This is a genomic window from Vibrio sp. SCP2, assembly GCF_059295395.1.
Genome location: NZ_JCAFVV010000008.1, coordinates 26,689 through 46,761, shown reverse-complemented (window position 1 = coordinate 46,761; position 20,073 = coordinate 26,689). Strand labels below are relative to the sequence as shown.

At 46.3% G+C, this 20,073-nt stretch carries 18 protein-coding genes; all 18 read left to right on the top strand.

All coding sequences use genetic code 11. The features are described from left to right. The first annotated feature begins 48 nt into the window (after positions 1 to 48). The 18 genes from AC5O63_RS18180 to fliL all read left to right on the top strand — a co-directional run bounded on the left by AC5O63_RS18180 (position 49) and on the right by fliL (position 20,067). Positions 49 to 1,182, top strand: a complete 1,134-nt coding sequence (locus tag AC5O63_RS18180) for a flagellin (RefSeq protein ID WP_272786629.1) — start codon at positions 49 to 51, stop codon at positions 1,180 to 1,182. 247 nt (positions 1,183 to 1,429) lie between these two features. Next, positions 1,430 to 2,563: a flagellin gene (locus tag AC5O63_RS18175; protein WP_272786630.1), complete on the top strand. Its 1,134-nt coding sequence runs from the start codon at positions 1,430 to 1,432 to the stop codon at positions 2,561 to 2,563. A gap of 229 nt (positions 2,564 to 2,792) precedes the next feature. Continuing rightward, a complete protein-coding gene (locus AC5O63_RS18170) occupies positions 2,793 to 3,926 on the top strand; it encodes a flagellin (protein WP_004744450.1) in 1,134 nt (377 codons plus the stop codon). 71 nt (positions 3,927 to 3,997) lie between these two features. Continuing rightward, positions 3,998 to 4,423, top strand: coding sequence for a flagellar protein FlaG (flaG, locus tag AC5O63_RS18165; protein ID WP_272786631.1), 426 nt, complete (start codon positions 3,998 to 4,000; stop codon positions 4,421 to 4,423). Positions 4,424 to 4,442: 19 nt separating this feature from the next. Beyond that, on the top strand, positions 4,443 to 6,464 hold the full coding sequence (gene fliD, locus AC5O63_RS18160; protein WP_494505831.1) for a flagellar filament capping protein FliD: 2,022 nt from the start codon (positions 4,443 to 4,445) through the stop codon (positions 6,462 to 6,464). Further along, positions 6,451 to 6,774 (top strand): flagellar protein FliT, encoded by a 324-nt coding sequence (locus tag AC5O63_RS18155; protein WP_494505830.1) that lies wholly within the window; start codon positions 6,451 to 6,453, stop codon positions 6,772 to 6,774. Before fliD ends, AC5O63_RS18155 begins: the two co-directional genes overlap by 14 nt. A 15-nt stretch (positions 6,775 to 6,789) precedes the next feature. Further along, positions 6,790 to 7,200, top strand: a complete 411-nt coding sequence (gene fliS, locus AC5O63_RS18150) for a flagellar export chaperone FliS (RefSeq protein WP_038202550.1) — start codon at positions 6,790 to 6,792, stop codon at positions 7,198 to 7,200. A 275-nt stretch (positions 7,201 to 7,475) separates the two neighbouring features. Further along, entirely contained in the window at positions 7,476 to 8,942 is a 1,467-nt protein-coding gene (locus AC5O63_RS18145) for a sigma-54 dependent transcriptional regulator (protein ID WP_004744455.1), read from the top strand. A gap of 122 nt (positions 8,943 to 9,064) precedes the next feature. Further along, positions 9,065 to 10,126, top strand: coding sequence for a sensor histidine kinase (locus AC5O63_RS18140; protein ID WP_494505829.1), 1,062 nt, complete (start codon positions 9,065 to 9,067; stop codon positions 10,124 to 10,126). Then, positions 10,126 to 11,526, top strand: a complete 1,401-nt coding sequence (locus tag AC5O63_RS18135) for a sigma-54-dependent transcriptional regulator (protein ID WP_367939482.1) — start codon at positions 10,126 to 10,128, stop codon at positions 11,524 to 11,526. The genes AC5O63_RS18140 and AC5O63_RS18135 overlap by 1 nt, the downstream gene beginning before the upstream one ends. Before the next feature lie 96 nt (positions 11,527 to 11,622). Further along, the gene (gene fliE, locus AC5O63_RS18130; protein WP_004744458.1) at positions 11,623 to 11,934 is read left to right on the top strand and encodes a flagellar hook-basal body complex protein FliE; all 312 of its coding nucleotides are present in this window, start codon (positions 11,623 to 11,625) and stop codon (positions 11,932 to 11,934) included. 15 nt (positions 11,935 to 11,949) lie between these two features. Continuing rightward, positions 11,950 to 13,698, top strand: coding sequence for a flagellar basal-body MS-ring/collar protein FliF (gene fliF / locus AC5O63_RS18125; RefSeq protein ID WP_367939483.1), 1,749 nt, complete (start codon positions 11,950 to 11,952; stop codon positions 13,696 to 13,698). Then, the gene (gene fliG, locus AC5O63_RS18120; protein WP_004744460.1) at positions 13,691 to 14,746 is read left to right on the top strand and encodes a flagellar motor switch protein FliG; all 1,056 of its coding nucleotides are present in this window, start codon (positions 13,691 to 13,693) and stop codon (positions 14,744 to 14,746) included. The genes fliF and fliG overlap by 8 nt, the downstream gene beginning before the upstream one ends. Positions 14,747 to 14,766: 20 nt before the next feature. After that, a complete protein-coding gene (gene fliH, locus AC5O63_RS18115) occupies positions 14,767 to 15,567 on the top strand; it encodes a flagellar assembly protein FliH (protein WP_004744461.1) in 801 nt (266 codons plus the stop codon). Continuing rightward, positions 15,567 to 16,889: a flagellar protein export ATPase FliI gene (fliI, locus tag AC5O63_RS18110; protein WP_004744462.1), complete on the top strand. Its 1,323-nt coding sequence runs from the start codon at positions 15,567 to 15,569 to the stop codon at positions 16,887 to 16,889. The genes fliH and fliI overlap by 1 nt, the downstream gene beginning before the upstream one ends. 6 nt (positions 16,890 to 16,895) lie before the next feature. Next, complete coding sequence (gene fliJ, locus AC5O63_RS18105) at positions 16,896 to 17,336, top strand: flagellar export protein FliJ (RefSeq protein ID WP_004744463.1); 441 nt, start codon at positions 16,896 to 16,898, stop codon at positions 17,334 to 17,336. 140 nt (positions 17,337 to 17,476) lie between these two features. After that, complete coding sequence (locus AC5O63_RS18100) at positions 17,477 to 19,534, top strand: flagellar hook-length control protein FliK (protein WP_494505828.1); 2,058 nt, start codon at positions 17,477 to 17,479, stop codon at positions 19,532 to 19,534. A gap of 35 nt (positions 19,535 to 19,569) precedes the next feature. Then, a complete protein-coding gene (gene fliL, locus AC5O63_RS18095; protein WP_004744465.1) occupies positions 19,570 to 20,067 on the top strand; it encodes a flagellar basal body-associated protein FliL in 498 nt (165 codons plus the stop codon). Positions 20,068 to 20,073: the final 6 nt, after the last annotated feature.

Genomic DNA, 20,073 nt, shown 5'->3' with positions numbered 1-20,073 from the left:
TATTTTTGCCGATAAAGAGAGTAACCCGAAGAAGGATTACATCACTTTATGACCATTACTGTTAATACCAATGTATCAGCTATGACTGCGCAGCGTCACTTGACCAATGCCACAGATATGCTGAATCAATCGCTGGAGAGACTCTCTTCAGGGTACCGTATTAACAGCGCCAAAGATGATGCTGCCGGGCTGCAGATTTCCAATCGCCTTGAATCCCAGATGCGTGGCTTAGATGTCGCTATGCGCAATGCTAATGACGGGATCTCCATTATGCAGACTGCAGAAGGGGCGATGAATGAAACCACCAACTTACTGCAACGGATGCGAGACCTTTCGCTTCAATCTGCCAATGGCTCAAACAGCCATGCGGAACGAATTGCATTACAAGAGGAAATGGCAGCTTTAAACGATGAATTGAATAGAATTGCTGAAACCACCTCTTTTGGTGGTCGAAAATTGCTCAATGGTTCGTTTGCCTCATCTTCTTTTCAGATTGGTGCAAGTTCTGGTGAAGCGGTGCAAGTCTCGCTCAAAAACATGCGCTCCGACAGCTTAGATATGGGTGGTTTTAGCTATATTGCAGCAAGTAAAGCTGACAGTAACTGGCAAGTTGCGCAGGGTAATAACCAGTTGGTAATGCAATACACCAATGCTCAAGGCCAGCAAGAAACGATCAATATTGAAGCTAAAACTGGTGATGATATTGAGGAGCTCGCGACTTATATCAATGGTCAAACGGATAAAGTATCAGCCTCTGTTAATGAAGACGGCCAGTTACAAATCTTTATGGCTGGTGATAAAACCTCTGGGACGATTTCATTTTCTGGCAGCTTAGCAAATCAACTTAATATGAACCTTAGTGGTTATGAAGCGGTTGATAATATAGATATTTCTCAGGTTGGTGGCGCTCAAAGAGCCGTATCGGTTATTGATACAGCACTGAAATATGTTGATAGTCATAGGGCCGAGTTAGGTGCGATGCAGAATCGTTTTAATCATGCGATTAACAATCTCTCTAATGTTAATGAGAATTTGTCGGCATCGAATAGTCGTATTAAAGATACCGACTACGCCAAAGAAACCACACAGATGGTTAAACAGCAGATCTTGCAGCAAGTGAGCACCTCTATCTTGGCACAGGCAAAGCAACAGCCTAATCTTGCCTTAACTTTATTGGGATGATTCTCAAAAAAGAGAATGTTATCGACAGTCGAATCTAAAGCTTTAGCGAAAAAATAACTTTATTTGCAATTTTTTCCCTTTAGTCACGTTTTCCCTCCGAAATGAACTTTTTTCAAAAAAAACTCAAAAAAGTACTCAAGGTTTTCTGATTCACGCCGTTAATAAAAGTAACTTTAAGAGAAAACGACTTTGGTTTTCCGAGACGTCGGAAGCCGGTTACATCGGAAAATCAAATGGAGAAATCACCATGGCAGTAAATGTAAACACTAACGTATCAGCAATGACAGCACAGCGTTACCTAAACAGCGCGACTAATGCTCAACAAACTTCAATGGAGCGTTTGTCATCTGGTTTCAAGATCAATAGCGCAAAAGACGACGCAGCGGGTCTTCAAATCTCGAACCGCTTAAACGTACAAAGCCGTGGTCTTGATGTTGCAGTACGTAACGCGAACGATGGTATCTCTATCGCGCAAACTGCTGAAGGTGCGATGAACGAAACCACTAACATTCTGCAACGTATACGTGACCTATCGCTACAATCTGCGAACGGCTCAAACTCTAAATCTGAGCGTGTTGCGATTCAAGAAGAAGTAACAGCATTAAACGATGAGCTAAACCGTATCGCTGAAACAACTTCATTTGGTGGTAACAAGCTATTAAACGGCACGTTCACAACTAAATCTATGCAGATTGGTGCTGACAACGGTGAAGCAGTAATGCTAACGCTAAATGACATGCGCTCTGACAACGTTGGAATGGGCGGTACAGCTTACCAAGCAGCGAATGGTAAAGACAAAGATTGGTCTGTTCAGGCTGGTGCTAACGACCTAGCCATCACTCTTACTGATAACGCAGGTCAGCAGCAAACAATCAATATCAATGCTAAAGAAGGCGATGATATTGAAGAGCTAGCAACTTACATCAACGGTCAAACTGACCAGGTGACAGCTTCTGTTGATGAAGAGGGTCGTCTACAAGTGTTCGCTGGAACTGACAAAGTTCAAGGTGCTGTATCGTTTGGTGGTGGTCTAGCAGGTGAGCTAAGTATGGGTCCAGGCACAGCAGTAACGGTTGATACTATTGACGTAACGACTGTAGGTGGTGCTCAAGAGTCAGTAGCAATTGTTGATGCTGCATTGAAATATGTTGATAGCCACCGTGCAGAGCTAGGTGCTTTCCAGAACCGATTCTCACACGCAATCAGCAACTTAGATAATATCAACGAAAACGTTAATGCATCTAACAGCCGAATCAAAGACACTGACTTTGCAAAAGAAACGACTGCACTAACTAAGTCGCAAATTCTTTCTCAAGCATCAAGCTCAGTACTTGCTCAAGCGAAACAAGCGCCAAACTCAGCACTGAGCCTACTGGGATAAACCCAACCTTGATCACAAAAATCCAGCCTCGGCTGGATTTTTTTGTTTGTGTTAACTTTTTGATCTTTAAAGCAATTCTTACGGAATACGGAAAAATTTAAAAAAGTTCGCTAATTTTTTCCTAAAGGTATTTTTTAGCTCGCCGTTAAAGGATTGAGAGAAATGAGATGTGTTGAAGCGAGGTGAGAGACGCTGATACACATCGCCCTAATGCCTAAGGAGATCAAATATGGCAATTAACGTAAACACGAACGTGTCTGCGATGACTGCTCAGCGCTACCTTAATGGTGCGACTGATGGCATGCAGAAATCGATGGAGCGTCTATCTTCGGGTTATAAAATCAACAGTGCCCGTGATGATGCTGCTGGCCTACAAATCTCAAACCGCTTGAATGCGCAAAGCCGTGGCTTAGACATGGCTGTAAAAAATGCGAATGATGGTATTTCGATCGCTCAAACCGCTGAAGGTGCGATGAACGAAACCACCAACATTTTGCAGCGTATGCGCGATCTATCATTGCAATCCTCTAACGGCTCGAACTCTCGTTCGGAACGTATTGCGATTCAAGAAGAAGTTACCGCACTGAATGACGAGCTTAACCGTATTGCAGAAACCACTTCATTTGGTGGTAACAAATTGCTTAACGGCACGTTCGGTACTCAGTCATTCCAAATTGGAGCGAGCTCAGGGGAGGCTGTTCAGCTTTCAATGGGTAGCATGCGTTCTGATACTGTAGGAATGGGTGGTAAAGCGTATATTGCTCAAGCAGGAAAAGCGTCAGATTGGACTGTTTCCGCAGGTACAACTGACCTTACACTAGACTATACTGATGTACATGGAGAGGCAAAAACGCTCACCATAAATGCAAAAGCTGGCGACGATATCGAGCAGCTTGCAACGTACATTAATGGTCAAAGTGAAGATGTGAAGGCTTCTGTGGGTGAGGAAGGTAAGCTTCAACTTTTCGCAGCTTCCAATAAAGTCGCGACAGATGTCACGATTGGCGGAGGACTAGGTGGTGAAATTGGCTTTGGTGCAGGACAAGATCGTACTGTAGCCGACGTCGATGTTTCGACAGTCGCCGGTTCTCAGTTAGCGGTATCTGTCATCGATGGTGCATTGAAAACGGTAGACAGTCAGCGTGCTGAACTGGGTGCTTTCCAAAACCGTTTTGGCCATGCTATCAGTAACCTAGATAACATTAACGAGAACGTTAATGCGTCTAGAAGCCGGATCGTTGATACTGACTATGCGAAAGAAACTACGCAAATGACTAAGTCGCAGATTCTTCAGCAAGCAAGTACATCTGTTCTAGCGCAAGCCAAGCAGTCTCCGTCGGCAGCTCTTAGCTTATTAGGTTAATCGATAGGTTCGATAGGAGCTTATTGGTGCAACAGTATGTTGTAACCTGCTAAGGTGGAAGGGAGATCGTTATGGAAATACCATCCTACACATCGAACATCCAGCCTTATGGCTCAGATAGTGGCACTAAACTTGCTTCAAAATACGATGTACAGCAAGTTTCCTCGGAAAAGGAACAGGTCTCTACTAAGGAGATGAGCGAAAAAGCGACTCAGTCTGTTGAGAAAGCGATAGAAGCCTCGAAAGAGCGTGAAAAGCTAAACAGGGCAGAGCGTGAAAGGATTGTTCAACAGATGAATGATTTCATCTCGTCGATCAATAAAGGCTTGTCATTTCGTGTAGACGAAGAATCTGGTCGAGATGTTGTAACAATATACGAAGCGGATACTGGTGATATTATTCGTCAGATACCCGATGAGGAAATGCTAGTTATCTTACGTCGCCTAAGGGAGCAAACCGCCCGATATTCATCGGGTATTGTGAACCAGACGGTGTAATCGTACTTGAGGTGAGTAAATGAGTTTTGGCCCTATAGGCATGAATTCTGGCATGGATATCAATTCCATGGTCAGCAAAATTGTAGATTCGGAGCGCGTACCTAAGCAGCAACGAATCGACAATGAGCGGGCCCAAATTGATTCTAGTATCAGTGCCTATGGTCGACTCAGAGAGTCGCTGGATACGATGAAAAACTTGATGGCGAGCTTTCGTCAAGAGAAAGCTTTCGCCGCAAGAACAGTCGAATCAACGGATGAAGCTGTAGTATCCGCAACAGCAACCACTGAAGCTATCGCTGGTCGATATGCTATCGATGTGTTGCAGCTTGCCCAAAGCCACAAAATTGCGTCGGATGTATTGCCGGAGGACGCAAAATTTGGCCCGGGTAAGCTGCAGATTTCAATGGGAGATAAAAAGTTCTCTATAGATGTTCAAGAGAACTCAAGGCTGGGTGATATCGTGCGCGGTATCAACGGCAGTAAGGCGAATCCCGGAGTTCGTGCTGCGGTGATCAATGACACGGAAGGCCCACGTTTAATTGTTGCGTCCAATGTATCTGGGCAAGACAATGACATTTCAATGCGCGCTGAAGCGAAAGCTGGCGACCCGCTTAAACTACTCGAATACAAAACTCTTGAGCAACGAGTCAAAGACTTAGAACGCGCCCGCGCTGCCGCTCAAGAATTGCTTGCCCCTCTGACACCAGAGGAGCAAAAAATTGCCGATAAAATTGCTCAAAACAACATCGATGCGGCAAAAGCTGTCGATGATGAAATCGCTGCAACTTCAAAGCAAGCGGCAATTCAGGCTGATCCTAACGCTGCGAAAGATGCGACTGCAGACAATGAGATGTCAAAAAGCGCCACAGCGGCCGCTGCACAGGCGGGGATAGAAGCAAACAAATACATGAAACCCGAAGACCGTATTCCAGGATGGACAGAAACGGCGTCGGGTACTTTACTCAGCTCATACTGGGAACCAGAGCCTCAGCTTGACGATAAAGCAAAAGAAAAAGCTCCTGATGTCCCTGGTTGGTCTAATACTGCATCGGGCACTTTGACCGATTCGTACGTTACTCCAAAAGAAGCACAGGCTAAGCTCGATGCTGAGCAAGCACGAATTGAGCAGAAAGTAGCGGATGAAAAAGCGCTGCTTGCTCAACGTGTCGCGACAGGAGAGCTGACACCTGAACAAGCCAAAGAGATGGAGCGGGCTAAACTTCCGAAAGAAGAGCGTGAGTACCTAGAGCGAATTGACCAAGCTCAAGCTGATCTCGTTGCAGCGCAACAATCATTTGATACCTACCGAGGCATGACAGAGGTACAGGCAGCACAAGATGCGAAAGTGTTACTAGATGGCGTTGCCCAGCTTTCAAGTAATAACAATATTATTGAAGATGCCATTGACGGCGTTGATTTAACCCTAAAAGGTCGCACCCCAGTAGGCAAGCCCGCTTCAGAAATTGATATTGAGTATGACCGTCAAGGCGTGCGTAATGATATTGAGCAATTTGTTGCGGCTTACAACCAGTTCTATCAAACTTCTCAAGAACTTGGTGGTGTAGACCCAAGAACTGGAGCCGCAGGTCCACTGGCTGGTGACAGTATTGTTCGTAGTGCAGACTCTCGTTTGAAAGCCGTGTTTTCGTCTAGCGTAGAACCTGCTCCAGAAGATCTAAAGACACTAACCGAGTTTGGTATTACTACTACGCGTCAAGGTACTCTGGAAATCAACTATGACATGCTAGATCGCCAGTTGAACAATAACTTCAACAAGCTTGAGGATTTTTTTGGCGGGAACCAAGGTTTTGCAAAAAAAGTGGAAGACGCGATTCAAGGTCTGACTGGCGTAACTGGCTCGATACGTAATCGAGAGAAAAGCATGACTGAGCGGACGTATCGCTTACAAGATGATCAAGCGGCATTAGATCGCCGTATGGATAATCTAGAAAAGCGCACTCACGCCAAATTTACGGCAATGCAGGATGCCACGAGCAAAATGCACTCTCAGCTAGCAGGTATGATGAATGCGCTTGGATAGTGAATTTCTCGGCCAACTTGCCAATTTGTGTGAATTAGATCAAAAAATTTCTGAAACTCTTGCATCGGAAGAAATAAATGCTGAAGAAGTTGTTCAGCTAGTCGATATAAGGGAACAGTTATTGCAAAGTTTGTTAGATGTAATAGAAACACATCCAGAGCTTGCACAACTACAGCAGTGGTATGATGCGGTCAAAAGAACCCAAACTGTTGTAGAATTAATGCAGAATAAAACTTCTGAACTGGGACAGGCGTTACAAAAGTATCGTCATGGCAAACGCTCAGTTCAGCAGTATCAAAAATTTTTATAGAAAAAGAGGGTTGTTATGCGTGGTTCACTACAGGCTTACAAGAAGGTATCGGTTGATAGCCAGCTCAGTGCGGCCTCCCCGCATAAAATTGTTCAAATGCTGATGGCTGGCGCTATTGAACGTTTGATTCAAGGTAAAGCGGCGATGCAGGCAGGAAACATTCCAGCCAAGGGTGAGCGTTTGGGTAAGGCTCTAGATATCATTATCAGCTTGCGCAGCTGTCTTTCAATGGATGATGGTGGCGACATCGCTCAGAACCTTGATCAGCTGTACGAATTTATGATTACTCAGATTACAGAAGCAAATCATCAAAATAACCCACAACCCATTGATGATGTAATTGAGATTATCCGTGAAATTAAGTCAGCATGGGATCAGATTCCTACTGAGTATCACAACCTAACAGCAGCGGATGTTGGTTTATAAACTGAACTAAGTTTTTAGGAAATTTCATACATAAATAAGTATGCATTGAAATATTATGCCTATTAAGCTTTTGGGCTAACATCACATCAAGTAATTGCTTGGTTGCCTTATTTTTTTTATCAAATAGAATAGAAGCCACTAACTAGCCTAGTGGCTTTTTTTTGTTGCTGAAATTTCTAAATTGTCTAACGCGTTTTCTGAACTATAGTTACAAGTGACGTTTAGATTTTTAACCCAGCCACAACGTTTCAAAATAAAGGCAAACATTCTCACCTATGCAAGGTTTAGCAAAACTACTTGTGATTGAAGATGATGCGCAAGCACGAATCAATCTCAGTAATATTTTAGAATTTGTTGGAGAACAGTGTGAGGCGATCACTTCTGATCAGCTTGATGACCTAGATTGGTCTCGAGTGTGGGCCGGTTGTATTCTAGGTTCTCTGAATAATAATAAATTACCTTCCAAGCTGAGCGATAAATTATCCCAGGCTAATCATATTCCTTTACTTATTGCCGGAAAGCATTCTTATCCAGTTGAAGAGCTAACAAACTATGTTGGTGAGCTGGAGTACCCATTAAATTACCCGCAATTAAGTGAAGCGCTGCGCCACTGTAAAGACTTCTTAGGCCGTAAAGGTGTAAATGTTCTTTCCTCTTCTCGTAAAAACACATTGTTCCGTAGCCTTGTTGGCCAAAGCCACGGCATTAAAGAAGTCCGCCATCTTATCGAGCAGGTTTCTGGAACAGAAGCAAATGTGTTAATTCTAGGCGAGTCTGGCACAGGTAAAGAAGTCGTCGCTCGTAATATTCACTATCATTCAGCTCGTCGTAATGGCCCATTTGTGCCAATTAACTGTGGTGCGATACCACCTGACCTTCTTGAAAGTGAGTTGTTTGGTCATGAAAAAGGAGCGTTTACTGGAGCGATTACCTCGCGTAAAGGGCGCTTTGAACTTGCTGAAGGCGGTACGCTGTTCCTCGATGAAATTGGCGATATGCCGATGCCGATGCAGGTTAAATTGCTTCGAGTACTGCAAGAACGTTGCTTTGAACGTGTCGGTGGCAACACCACCATCCGAGTCAATGTTCGTGTTATTGCGGCAACGCACCGCAATCTTGAAACTATGATCAATGACGAGTCTTTCCGCGAAGATCTTTATTATCGTCTCAACGTGTTCCCGATTGAGATGCCTGCACTGCGCGATCGCAAAGATGATATCCCATTGCTGCTGCAAGAGTTAATGACGCGCATGGAGTCAGAAGGGGCTCAGCCTATCTGTTTTACACCGCGCTCAATTAACTCACTGATGGAGCATGAATGGCCTGGTAACGTTCGCGAACTTGCTAACCTTGTAGAGCGAATGATCATCCTGTATCCGAACAGCTTAGTCGATGTGAATCATCTACCGACTAAATATCGTTACAGCGATATTCCGGAGTTCCAGCCCGAGTACAACAATCTTGAATCTGTTGAAGAGCAAGAGCGTGATGCGCTGCAAGATATCTTCTCTGAAGACTTCAGCTTAGAGTCGAGTGACATATTCCAAGAGCATGAAAATGCGCCGCAAAGTCTTCCTCCTGAAGGGGTTAACCTCAAAGAGATGCTGGCGGACCTTGAAGTCAATATGATCAATCAAGCACTTGAGGCACAAGGTGGTATTGTTGCGCGAGCAGCCGACATGTTAGGCATGCGTCGAACGACTCTAGTTGAGAAGATGCGCAAGTACAATCTACAGCGATAATTTGATGTAAGACTTGACTGTCAATTTACTGACCTTATAGTAAATGGTTGAAAAGTAAAACAAATAGCTTGGCGTGCCTTTTGCATGTCAGGCTATTGTAGTTTTTAAGGCAGAAATACGTCATGCAGTTAACCCCGTCGGTCGATAATCCGATGCCACTAGGCACACTAGAACAACAAGTAGAACGCTATCAGCAGGTACTCGATGTCATGCCCGCTGGTGTTATATTGCTCGATACTCAGGGTGTGGTGCAGGAAGCCAACCCAGAAGCTTTACGTTTGTTGGAAGTCCCGCTCGTGGGTGAAAAATGGTTTGAAGTGATTCAACAAGCATTTGCACCGCGAGAAGATGACGGTCATGAGATCTCGCTTCGTAATGGTCGTAAAGTCCGTTTAGCGATTTCAGCCTCTAAAACAGGACAGTTGATTCTTATCACTGATTTGACCGAGACACGTCTTTTGCAGTCTAGAATCAGTGACTTACAACGCCTGTCTTCTCTCGGTCGCATGGTGGCTTCACTGGCTCACCAAGTTCGAACGCCACTTTCGAGCGCCATGCTTTACGCCTCCAACTTAGGCGCGCCCAATTTACCGCCAGCAACGAAAGACAGATTTCAAACCAAGCTGATGGATCGCCTTCATGACTTAGAAAAGCAAGTCAATGACATGCTGCTGTTTGCCAAAGGCGGCGACAATAAGGTGGTTAAGCCATTCACCGTGGCAGATTTGGTTGCCGAGTTCTCACCTATGGTTGAAACCGCTCTGAAAAACAATCAAATCGATTACTGCTTGGAAGTCGAGCAAGAACAAACTCAGCTACTGGGCAATGCTAACGCCATCGCTTCAGCATTAAGTAATTTGGTGATGAATGCGATTCAAATTGCCGGTAAACAGTCTCAAGTCGATGTGTTTTTTAGACCGGTTAATGGCGAACTGAAAATCTCAGTACAAGATAGTGGTCCGGGTGTTCCCGTTGAATTACAAAACAAAATTATGGAACCTTTCTTCACCACTCGCTCGCAAGGGACTGGACTCGGTCTTGCGGTAGTGCAGATGGTGTGTCGTGCGCACGATGGAAGGTTAGAACTTATTTCAGAGCAAGGTGACGGCGCATGCTTTACTGTGTGCATTCCGCTAGAGCGTCACCCTCACCCTGATCAACAAGCTATGACTGGAGAAGAATAATGGCTCAAAGCAAAGTACTGATCGTAGAAGATGATGAAGGTCTACGCGAAGCCTTAGTCGACACTTTGGCTCTGGCTGGCTATGAATGGCTTGAGGCGGATAGCGCCGAAGATGCCTTAGTGAAGCTTAAGTCAAACAGCGTAGATATTGTTGTGTCAGACGTACAAATGGCCGGAATGGGCGGCTTGGCGTTACTGAGAAACATCAAGCAGCATTGGCCAAACCTGCCAGTACTGCTAATGACGGCTTATGCCAACATTGAAGATGCGGTTTCAGCAATGAAAGATGGCGCTATTGACTATATGGCAAAGCCTTTTGCACCGGAAGTGCTGCTCAATATGGTCAGCCGTTATGCGCCAGTAAAATCGGATGATAATGGCGATGCTGTTGTTGCTGACGAGAAAAGTATCAAATTACTGGCTCTCGCCGATAAAGTGGCGAAAACCGACGCTAGCGTTATGGTTTTAGGTCCAAGTGGTTCGGGTAAAGAAGTCATGTCGCGCTACATCCATAACGCCTCAAATCGCAAAGATGGCCCATTTGTCGCGATCAACTGTGCGGCGATCCCTGACAATATGTTAGAAGCGACCTTGTTCGGTTATGAAAAAGGGGCGTTTACTGGTGCGGTACAAGCGTGTCCAGGTAAGTTCGAACAGGCGCAAGGCGGGACTATCTTATTAGATGAGATCAGTGAGATGGATCTGAGCCTGCAAGCTAAGCTATTGCGTGTGCTCCAAGAGCGCGAAGTCGAACGCTTGGGCAGTCGAAAGAGCATCAAGCTTGATGTACGTGTTTTGGCGACCAGTAACCGTGACTTGAAGCTGTATGTTCAAGAGGGCAACTTCCGTGAAGACTTGTACTACCGCTTAAACGTTTTCCCAATTGCGTGGCCTGCTCTTTGTGAGCGCAAAGGTGACATTGAACCACTGGCCCAGCACTTAGTTGAACGCCACTGTCAAAAACTGGGTATGCCAGTGCCGAACGTGACGGCCAATGCCATCAACAAACTTCTCTCTTACACATGGCCGGGTAACGTTCGTGAGTTGGATAACGTTGTCCAACGTGCGCTTATCTTGAGTGAAAACGGTCAGATCGATTCGGAGCACATCCTGCTTGAAGGGCTAGATTGGCAAGACGCATCCAGCTTACAAGTGGCGGTAGAAACAGGTGACTGTATTGTACCTAACGTTAAGCCTGTAGCTGAACAAGGCAGTAACCTCTCTGCGGGTAGTGGACTAGGTGGCGAACTTCGCGATCAAGAGTACGCCATTATTCTCGACACTCTGGAAGAGTGTAACGGTAGACGCAAAGAAATGGCTGAGAAGCTAGGCATTAGCCCGCGTACTCTGCGGTATAAATTAGCAAAAATGCGTGACGCTGGGATTGAAATTCCAAACTAAGGTGTTATTTTTCTTCTGGTACTGACATGGCACGATGCTTGCATAGTCAGTACTCCAACACTAATTTAAGTCAAAGAGTTGACTACTGAGGTTTTGATGAGAGTTGACGGTTTTCAAAGCGAAATGCAAGCAATGATGTTTGAAGCAACGGGTACTAAACCTGCTGCGACAGGGCATACAGTCGGTGCTGATTTTGGCCAATTGCTTAATAATGCGATCAACAACGTTAATAGCCTCTCAAAGACGTCTAGCGACCTTCAAATGCGATTTGACCGCGGTGACGCTGACGTTTCACTCTCTGACGTAATGATCGCTAGAAACAAATCTAGTGTCGCTTTCGAAGCCACAATTCAGGTACGCAACAAGCTTGTTGAGTCGTACAAAGAATTGATGAACATGCCAGTTTAAAGTTAGGTAACGACTGTGTCAGAGCAAAATTCATCAACCGATCTAACCGTAACTGAAGGTGCTGGCGAAAGCGCTATGGTAGCTACGTCGGATCTTGATTCACACGTACAAAACCCAGATTTGGACGAAAAATCCAGTTCCAAGTTTGATATGGCTGTGGGTGACCTCGATCTGCTTCGCCAAGTCGTTCTGGTACTTTCAATCTCCATCTGTGTCGCTCTGATTGTTATGCTGTTCTTCTGGGTTAAAGAGCCAGAGATGCGTCCATTAGGGGCTTACGAAACAGAAGAGTTGATCCCCGTCTTAGATTACCTTGATCAGCAGAAACTCGATTACAAGCTTGAAGGCAATACCATCTTAGTGCCAGCAAGTGAGTTCAACTCATTAAAGCTTGATATGGTTCGGGCTGGCCTTAACCAAGAGAAACACGCTGGTGATGACATCTTGCTACAAGATATGGGCTTCGGTGTTTCACAGCGTTTAGAACAAGAGCGTCTCAAGCTAAGCCGTGAGCGCCAACTGTCAAAAGCCATCGAAGAGATGAAGCAAGTACGTAAAGCGCGTGTCTTGCTTGCTTTACCTAAGCAAAGTGTATTTGTTCGACATAACCAAGAAGCGTCAGCATCTGTATTTTTAACACTCAAAACAGGCGCGAACCTTAAGCAGGAAGAAGTCGATTCTGTGGTCGATATGGTGGCAAGTGCGGTACCGGGTATGAAGCCTAACCGTATTACCGTCACTGACCAACATGGTCGTCTATTAAGCTCTGGCTCACAAGATCCTGCCTCGGCAGCGCGTCGCAAAGAACATGAATTAGAGCGTAAGCAAGAGCAAGCACTGCGTGACAAAATCGATTCTGTACTTATCCCTATCTTAGGTTTTGGTAACTATACTGCTCAAGTGGATATTGAACTCGACTTTAGTGCAGTAGAACAGACCAGTAAGCGCTTTGACCCGAACACACCTTCAACACGAAGCGAATACACCTTAGAAGACTACAACAATGGTAACGTCGTCGCAGGTGTGCCAGGTGCATTGAGTAACCAGCCTCCGGCGGATGCTTCTATTCCACAAGATGTGGCGCAAATGAAAGATGGCACAACCTTAGGTCAAGGTTCTGTGCATAAAGAAGCTACACGTAACTTTGAACTCGATACCACCATCAGCCATGAACGTCGTCAAACGGGTGTAGTAAACCGTCAAACAGTTGCAGTCGCAGTGAAGAACCGTGCAGTCGTCAACCCAGACACGGGTGAGACCAGCTACCAACCAATTTCTGAGGCTGAACTAAACTCTATTAAGCAACTACTGATTGGTACGGTAGGATTTAGCGAAGCACGTGGCGATCTGCTTAATGTGCTAAGCATGCAGTTTGCAGAACCTGAAATTGAAGTCATGGCGGATGTGCCAATTTGGGAACACCCTAACTTCAATGACTGGATACGTTGGTTCGCAAGTGCGTTGGTTATCATTGTTGTGGTCTTGGTTCTTGTCCGCCCAGCACTGAAAAAACTCCTCAACCCTGCGTCTGATGAAGATGAAGATCAGCTTTACGGACCAGATGGCTTACCAATTGGTGCTGATGGTGAAACCAGCTTGATTGGTGGCGACCTAGACGGTGGCGAGTTGTTTGAGTTTGGCTCAAGTATCGACTTGCCTAACCTACACAAAGATGAAGATGTGCTGAAAGCGGTGCGTGCATTGGTTGCTAATGAACCTGAGCTAGCAGCACAAGTAGTGAAGAATTGGATGCAGGATGCCTAACGAAATAGTTCCACAGGAAGAGGGCGGTGAGGTAGTAGAAAACACCGTGGATATATCAACCATCCCGGGCGAAGAGCGCGCGGCGATTCTTTTACTCAGTCTCAATGAGGAAGACGCTGCGGGTATCATCCGTCATTTAGAACCTAAACAAGTTCAACGAGTGGGTAGCGCGATGGCGCGTGCTGCTGACTTAAGTCAAGAAAAGGTCGGTGCTGTTCACCGCGCCTTCTTAGAAGACATTCAGAAATACACCAACATTGGTATGGGCAGCGAAGACTTTATGCGTAATGCACTTGTCGCTGCTCTGGGTGAAGATAAAGCCAACAACCTAGTAGACCAAATTCTCTTGGGTACAGGTTCGAAAGGTCTAGACTCTCTGAAATGGATGGACCCACGTCAGGTGGCGAGCATCATCATCAACGAGCACCCACAGATTCAAACCATTGTACTTTCTTATCTAGAACCTGATCAGTCCGCAGAGATCCTTAACCAGTTCGCTGAGCGAGATCGCTTAGACTTGATGATGCGTATTGCTAACCTTGAAGAAGTTCAACCTTCGGCGCTGGCTGAGTTGAATGAAATCATGGAGAAACAGTTCGCTGGTCAGGCTGGTGCGCAAGCTGCCAAGATTGGCGGCCTGAAGGCAGCAGCAGAGATCATGAACTACATGGACAACAATGTCGAAGGTATCTTGATGGAGCAAATTCGCGATCAAGACGAAGACATGGCGACGCAGATTCAAGATCTTATGTTCGTGTTCGAGAACCTTATCGAAGTGGACGACCAAGGTATTCAGAAATTGCTGCGTGACGTACCGCAAGATGCACTACAGCGTGCATTGAAAGGTGCCGATGATTCACTGCGTGAGAAGATCTTCAAGAACATGTCTAAACGTGCTGCTGAGATGATGCGCGATGACCTAGAGGCTATGCCTCCAATCAAGGTGTCTGACGTAGAAGCAGCACAGAAAGAAGTACTGGCAATTGCACGACGCATGGCTGACTCTGGCGAGATTATGCTGGGCGGTGGTGCAGACGAGTTCCTATAAATTAATTAAGCAAGGTATCTATGTCTTTGGAGAGGAAACGCGGTTTTTTACGCCTAGATAACGATGAGCAGGTCGAAAAGCCTGAGCGATGGGGTATGCCTGATTACACCTCGCAAACTCATAAGCAGGCTAAAGAAACGGCGATGAACTACGATCCGAGCTGGATGCCTATCGCTGAACCTGTTGCAGAAGAAGCACCGAAAGAGCTCACCGAAGAAGAGATCGAACTGATTAAGCAGCAAGCTTATCAGGAAGGACTTCATCAAGGGCAAGAGGCAGGCTTTAAGCAAGGGTACGAAAAAGGTAAAGAGCAAGGGACGCAAGAAGGCCATCAAGAAGGTCTTGAAGCGGGTAAGATTGAAGGCGTTGCGGCAGGGCAAGAGTTTATTCAGCAACAAGTTCAAACGTTTGTGAACCTTGCTAACCAGTTTGCTCAACCGCTTGAATTAATGAATGCTCAAGTGGAGAAACAGCTTGTCGACATGGTACTGACTTTAGCGAAAGAAGTGGTCCATGTTGAGGTACAAACCAATCCTCAAGTAATCCTTGATACCATCAAACAATCGGTAGAATCGCTACCAATTTCAGGTCATGCGATTACTCTCAAACTACACCCTGATGATGTTGAAATCATTCGCTCTTCATACGGTTCTGAAGAACTTGAATTCCGCAATTGGACACTGATGGCAGAGCCTGCGTTAAATCGTGGTGATGTTCAGATCGAGGCGGGTGAGTCGAGTGTTAACTATCGTATGGAAGATCGTATCCGTAGCGTTATTCAGAGCTTTTGTGGAGTGAATCGCCACCAAGGTGGTGAATAGTGCTAGCCCTCGCCGATCGCCTTTCGCAATACAAAACTCAAGGGCTCACATGTAGACCTGTCGCTGCGGGCAAGTTAGTACGAGTGGTCGGGCTAACTCTCGAAGCTACAGGATGCCGAGCGCCAATCGGCAGTTTATGTAAAGTCGAAACCATGCATGGTGAAATGGAAGCAGAAGTCGTCGGCTTTTCTGGTGAAAGCTTATACCTAATGCCCAGTGAGCAAATTACTGGTGTGCTTCCTGGGGCGAAGGTTACCCCATTAACCAGTGAGTCCGGCTTACCTGTTGGGATGGAACTGCTTGGACGAGTCATTGATGGTGTGGGAAACCCACTGGATGGCTTGGGGCCAATTTATACCGAAAAACGCGCTTCTTTTAACGCAGAACCTATAAACCCGCTTGCCCGTAAACCTATCTCTGAACCACTCGATGTCGGCATTAAAGCTATTAATGGTCTGCTAACGGTGGGCAAAGGTCAGCGTATCGGCCTATTTGCCGGTTCTGGTGTGGGTAAATCGGTCACCTTGGGCATGATGACCCGAGGAACGACAGCGCAGGTTGTTGTCGTAGGTTTGATCGGTGAACGTGGCCGTGAGGTGAAAGAATTTATCGAAGAGATTTTGGGTGTTGATGGCCGCCAGCGCTCTGTCGTTGTTGCCGCGCCCGCTGACTCTTCGCCACTCATGCGATTAAAAGGATGCCAAACCGCACTGACCATCGCTGAATATTTCCGCGATCAAGGGCTGGATGTCTTACTCTTGATGGATTCTCTGACTCGTTTTGCTCAAGCTCAGCGTGAGATTGCCCTTTCTGTGGGTGAACCTCCGGCGACTAAAGGTTATCCACCTTCAGTATTTGCTAAATTACCAGCCTTGGTTGAGCGTGCTGGTAACGGGAGCCCGGAGCAAGGCTCTATCACCGCTTTCTTTACCGTACTGACCGAAGGTGATGACTTACAAGATCCAATTGCCGATGCGTCACGCGCTATTCTTGATGGTCACGTTGTTCTATCTCGTGAAATGGCAGATGCTGGCCATTATCCGGCGATTGATGTTGAGAAGTCTGTCAGTCGTGTTATGCCTCAGATTACCTCTGAAGAGCATGTCTTGATGTCAAAAGCAGTACGACAGGTTCTCTCTGTGTGCCGTAAAAACCAAGATCTTGTCTCTATCGGTGCTTATAAACCGGGTACTGATCCTGCAATAGACGGCGCGTTTACACTTAAACCTAAGTTGGACGGATACTTGCAGCAGACAATGAAAGAGACGGTGCCTTACGACATGTGTCTCAATATGCTGCGTGGACTGTTACAAGGCGAATAATAAACGATGGATAACGCACTAGAGTTTCTTTTAGAACAGGCTAAAGAGCGAGAAAACCAAGCGGTTTTGGCGCTAGGCCAAGCTCGTACTGAACTCGAAGGGTATTATCAGCAGCTTGAGCAAATTGAAAAATACCGCCTTGATTACTGTCAGCAGCTTGTCGACCGTGGTCAACAAGGCCTGACTGCTAGCCAATATTCCCACCTTAATCGCTTTTTAACCACGCTCGATGAAACTTTGGCTAAGCAGAAACAAGCCGAATCGCACTTTAAAGGTCAGGTAGAAGGGTGCGAGCAGAATTGGTTAGAGAGTCGTAAACAAAGACGCTCCTATGAGTGGATGATAGAGAAGAAACAAGCGGAAAAAGAACGTCAGCAAAACATTCGAGAACAGAAACAGATGGATGAGTTTGCGACCCTTCAGTTTTCTCGTCGAAGTTTGAATTAGCCTCACAAGCTTCAACTGAACGTCAATGTCTTGCACTTAGTGGCGTGCTTCTTGCAGTAAACCTAGAAATGTATGCAATCCTATTGGCACCTTGCCGCCTAGAGTCTGACTGGCGCTGAGCAACTGAGAGTGAACCTGGTATGAATATCAATTTATCGTCGGTATCGGAAAGTCCTAAAGTGACCAAAGCCACTACAGAAGGTGGTGACGCGACCTCTGAATCTTCAGAATCAGGAGGCTTTTTCTCCAAACTTGCTGCGCTGATTAAAGGGGAAGGTGAGTCTGAAGGTAAAGTCGATAAAAGCCAGACTAAGGCGACTACTGAAGGCGAAGAAGTGAGTGTTGAAGCGGACTCTGAGGCGAAAAGCGTCAAGGTCGCAGCGACGGAAAGCCAAAGTGCCGACGAATTGCTAGAATCGGAAGAGAGCTCGTCCGCCAAATCAGAAAAGGTAGTCGTTCAAGGTGAGGGCAGTGAATCAGCCAAACCTACGGTTTCCGAAAAGGAAGTTGCTCAAGCAAGCTCTCAGTCTGCTGAAAAAATCGTCTCAGATAACGACGAAGTATTGCAGCGACTCGACCACTCCAATAAGGCGCTTCAACCAAAAGACGGCAAAGCGTTGCCACAAGATAATTCTGAGCAGCAGGTTGTTGCTGATAAATCTGCTCAAGGTGATGAAGAAGTCGCGGCAGTGGGAGCTGCTAAATTAACCAGTGAGATGGACGACACCGACATTCAACAAGCCAACTCAAAGCAAAAGTCTGTAAACACTGAATCTGAAGCGACTCAAGCGGTGAAATCACAGCAACAAGAGACCGTTGTCGTCAAGTCTGCTGAGGGTGAAGAGGTTGTAGTTCCCGCATCAGCGGAGCGCTTTGTACAGCAATCTTCAGAACAGAAAAACGATGATCCAACTGAACAACAGTCAAATTCTAATGTATCTGCTTCGGTTGCAGGTGCAGCAGCACTTACTCAAGATGATGTAGTTGAACCAGCGAATAAACAAGCAGCACCTCAAGTAGAGAGTGAACACTTACAAGCTACAAATTTGGCTAGTGCTGAAAACAATGCCCAAGTTGCTTCCGATACAGAGCAAACAGAAGGTTCGGACTCCGCAGTGGTTGCAGGAGCGACCGTAGCAGCAGGAGCCACGGTGTTGGGTGGAGCTGCAGTCGCTGGCTCTGGTGCCGAAAAAGTCACTGATGGTGCTACTACAGCAGCGGTTCAAGTTCCGAGTAGAGCTCAATCACTAGCAGCGGCAAGCGATAATCAAGCTGAATCAGAGATTGACCCAAGTATTGCGGCCGCGACGGTAGCTGCTGGTGCGATTCCTTGGGCGGCCTCGGCAGAAGGCCAAGCAAAAGATGACGTAGCCATTAAAGCGGACACTATGTCTAAGGCTCAGCAGGCGCCAGTCGCTCAGTCCGTACATCAAGCCATCGTTAGCCAACAATCTCAAGCTCAGCTCGCGCAAGCGCAGCAGCAAAGCGCTGTACCAACTATGCCTAGTGATTTAACGGCGACTCAAATGCAGCAAATGGCAGCATCGCCAAATGCGGCTATGGTTCAAGACCAAGCCATGCTTAAGGCGGTTATGGGGGCAAAAGCGGCGGGTACGCTTGGGCAGATGGCTGCCAATAAAGATGGAGCTCAGCAAGGCGCAGAGTCTAATACCGGTTTTGCTCAGCAACTGGCGCAAGCTTCCGGACAGCAAGGTCCGGGCGCATTAGGTCAAGTAAGAGCTGAGCAAGCGGCCCAAGCACCGTTACAATTGAATCGAGAACTTGCGGGAGAACAAGTGGCTGAGCGCGTTCAGATGATGATGTCGAAGAACCTGAAAAACATCGATATTCGTCTCGATCCACCAGAACTTGGTCGAATGCAAATTCGCATGCACATGAATGGCGATGCGGCGACAGTACACTTTACCGTTGCCAACCAGCAAGCCCGTGATGTGATTGAACAATCAATGCCAAGATTGCGCGAAATGCTTGCTCAACAGGGTGTACAATTGGGTGATAGTTCCGTTCAGCAACAAGCGTCAGGACAGCAGCAAAGACGCTATGCCGACAACGGACAAGGAAATAATGGTCAAGGTAACAGCAATCAGGGCTTCTCTGGAGAAGAAAACCTTGAACCAGACATCAATCTTGATTTGAATGTCGCAGCAAAGCGTGATGGAATTAGCTATTACGCTTAAACTGTTAAAAACAAAAGAATAGAGAACGTTAAGTTATGGCAGACGAAGAACTCGAAACGGAAGCACCCAAAGGAAAAAGTAAGCTACTCATCATCATTATTGCTGTCGTAGTGTTACTTGCTGGTGGCGGCGGAGCTGCTTTCTTCTTGATGGGCTCAGATGAGCCAGCAGAGGGACAAGAAGCCATGCAACAAGAAATGGCTGCGCCAACAGACCCAGTGGCTTACGTTAATATTCCCCAACCATTTTTATTTAATGTCACAGGCGATAAGAAAGATCGCCTAGTTCAGATTAAAGTCCAGCTCATGGTGCGTGGAAGCGAGAACGAAAATCTTGCCCGCTACCACTCTCCACTGATTGAAAGTTCGCTGTTAAGCACGTTTGCTTCAGCTACCGTAGACCAATTACGTACGGTGAATGGTCGAGTTGAGCTACGCGATAAAGCGACTGATGACATTAAAGCCAGTTTGAATCGAGCAGTTGGGCAGCCTGTGATTGAGCGCGTGCTGTTTACTGACTTTGTAATGCAATAGGTGACG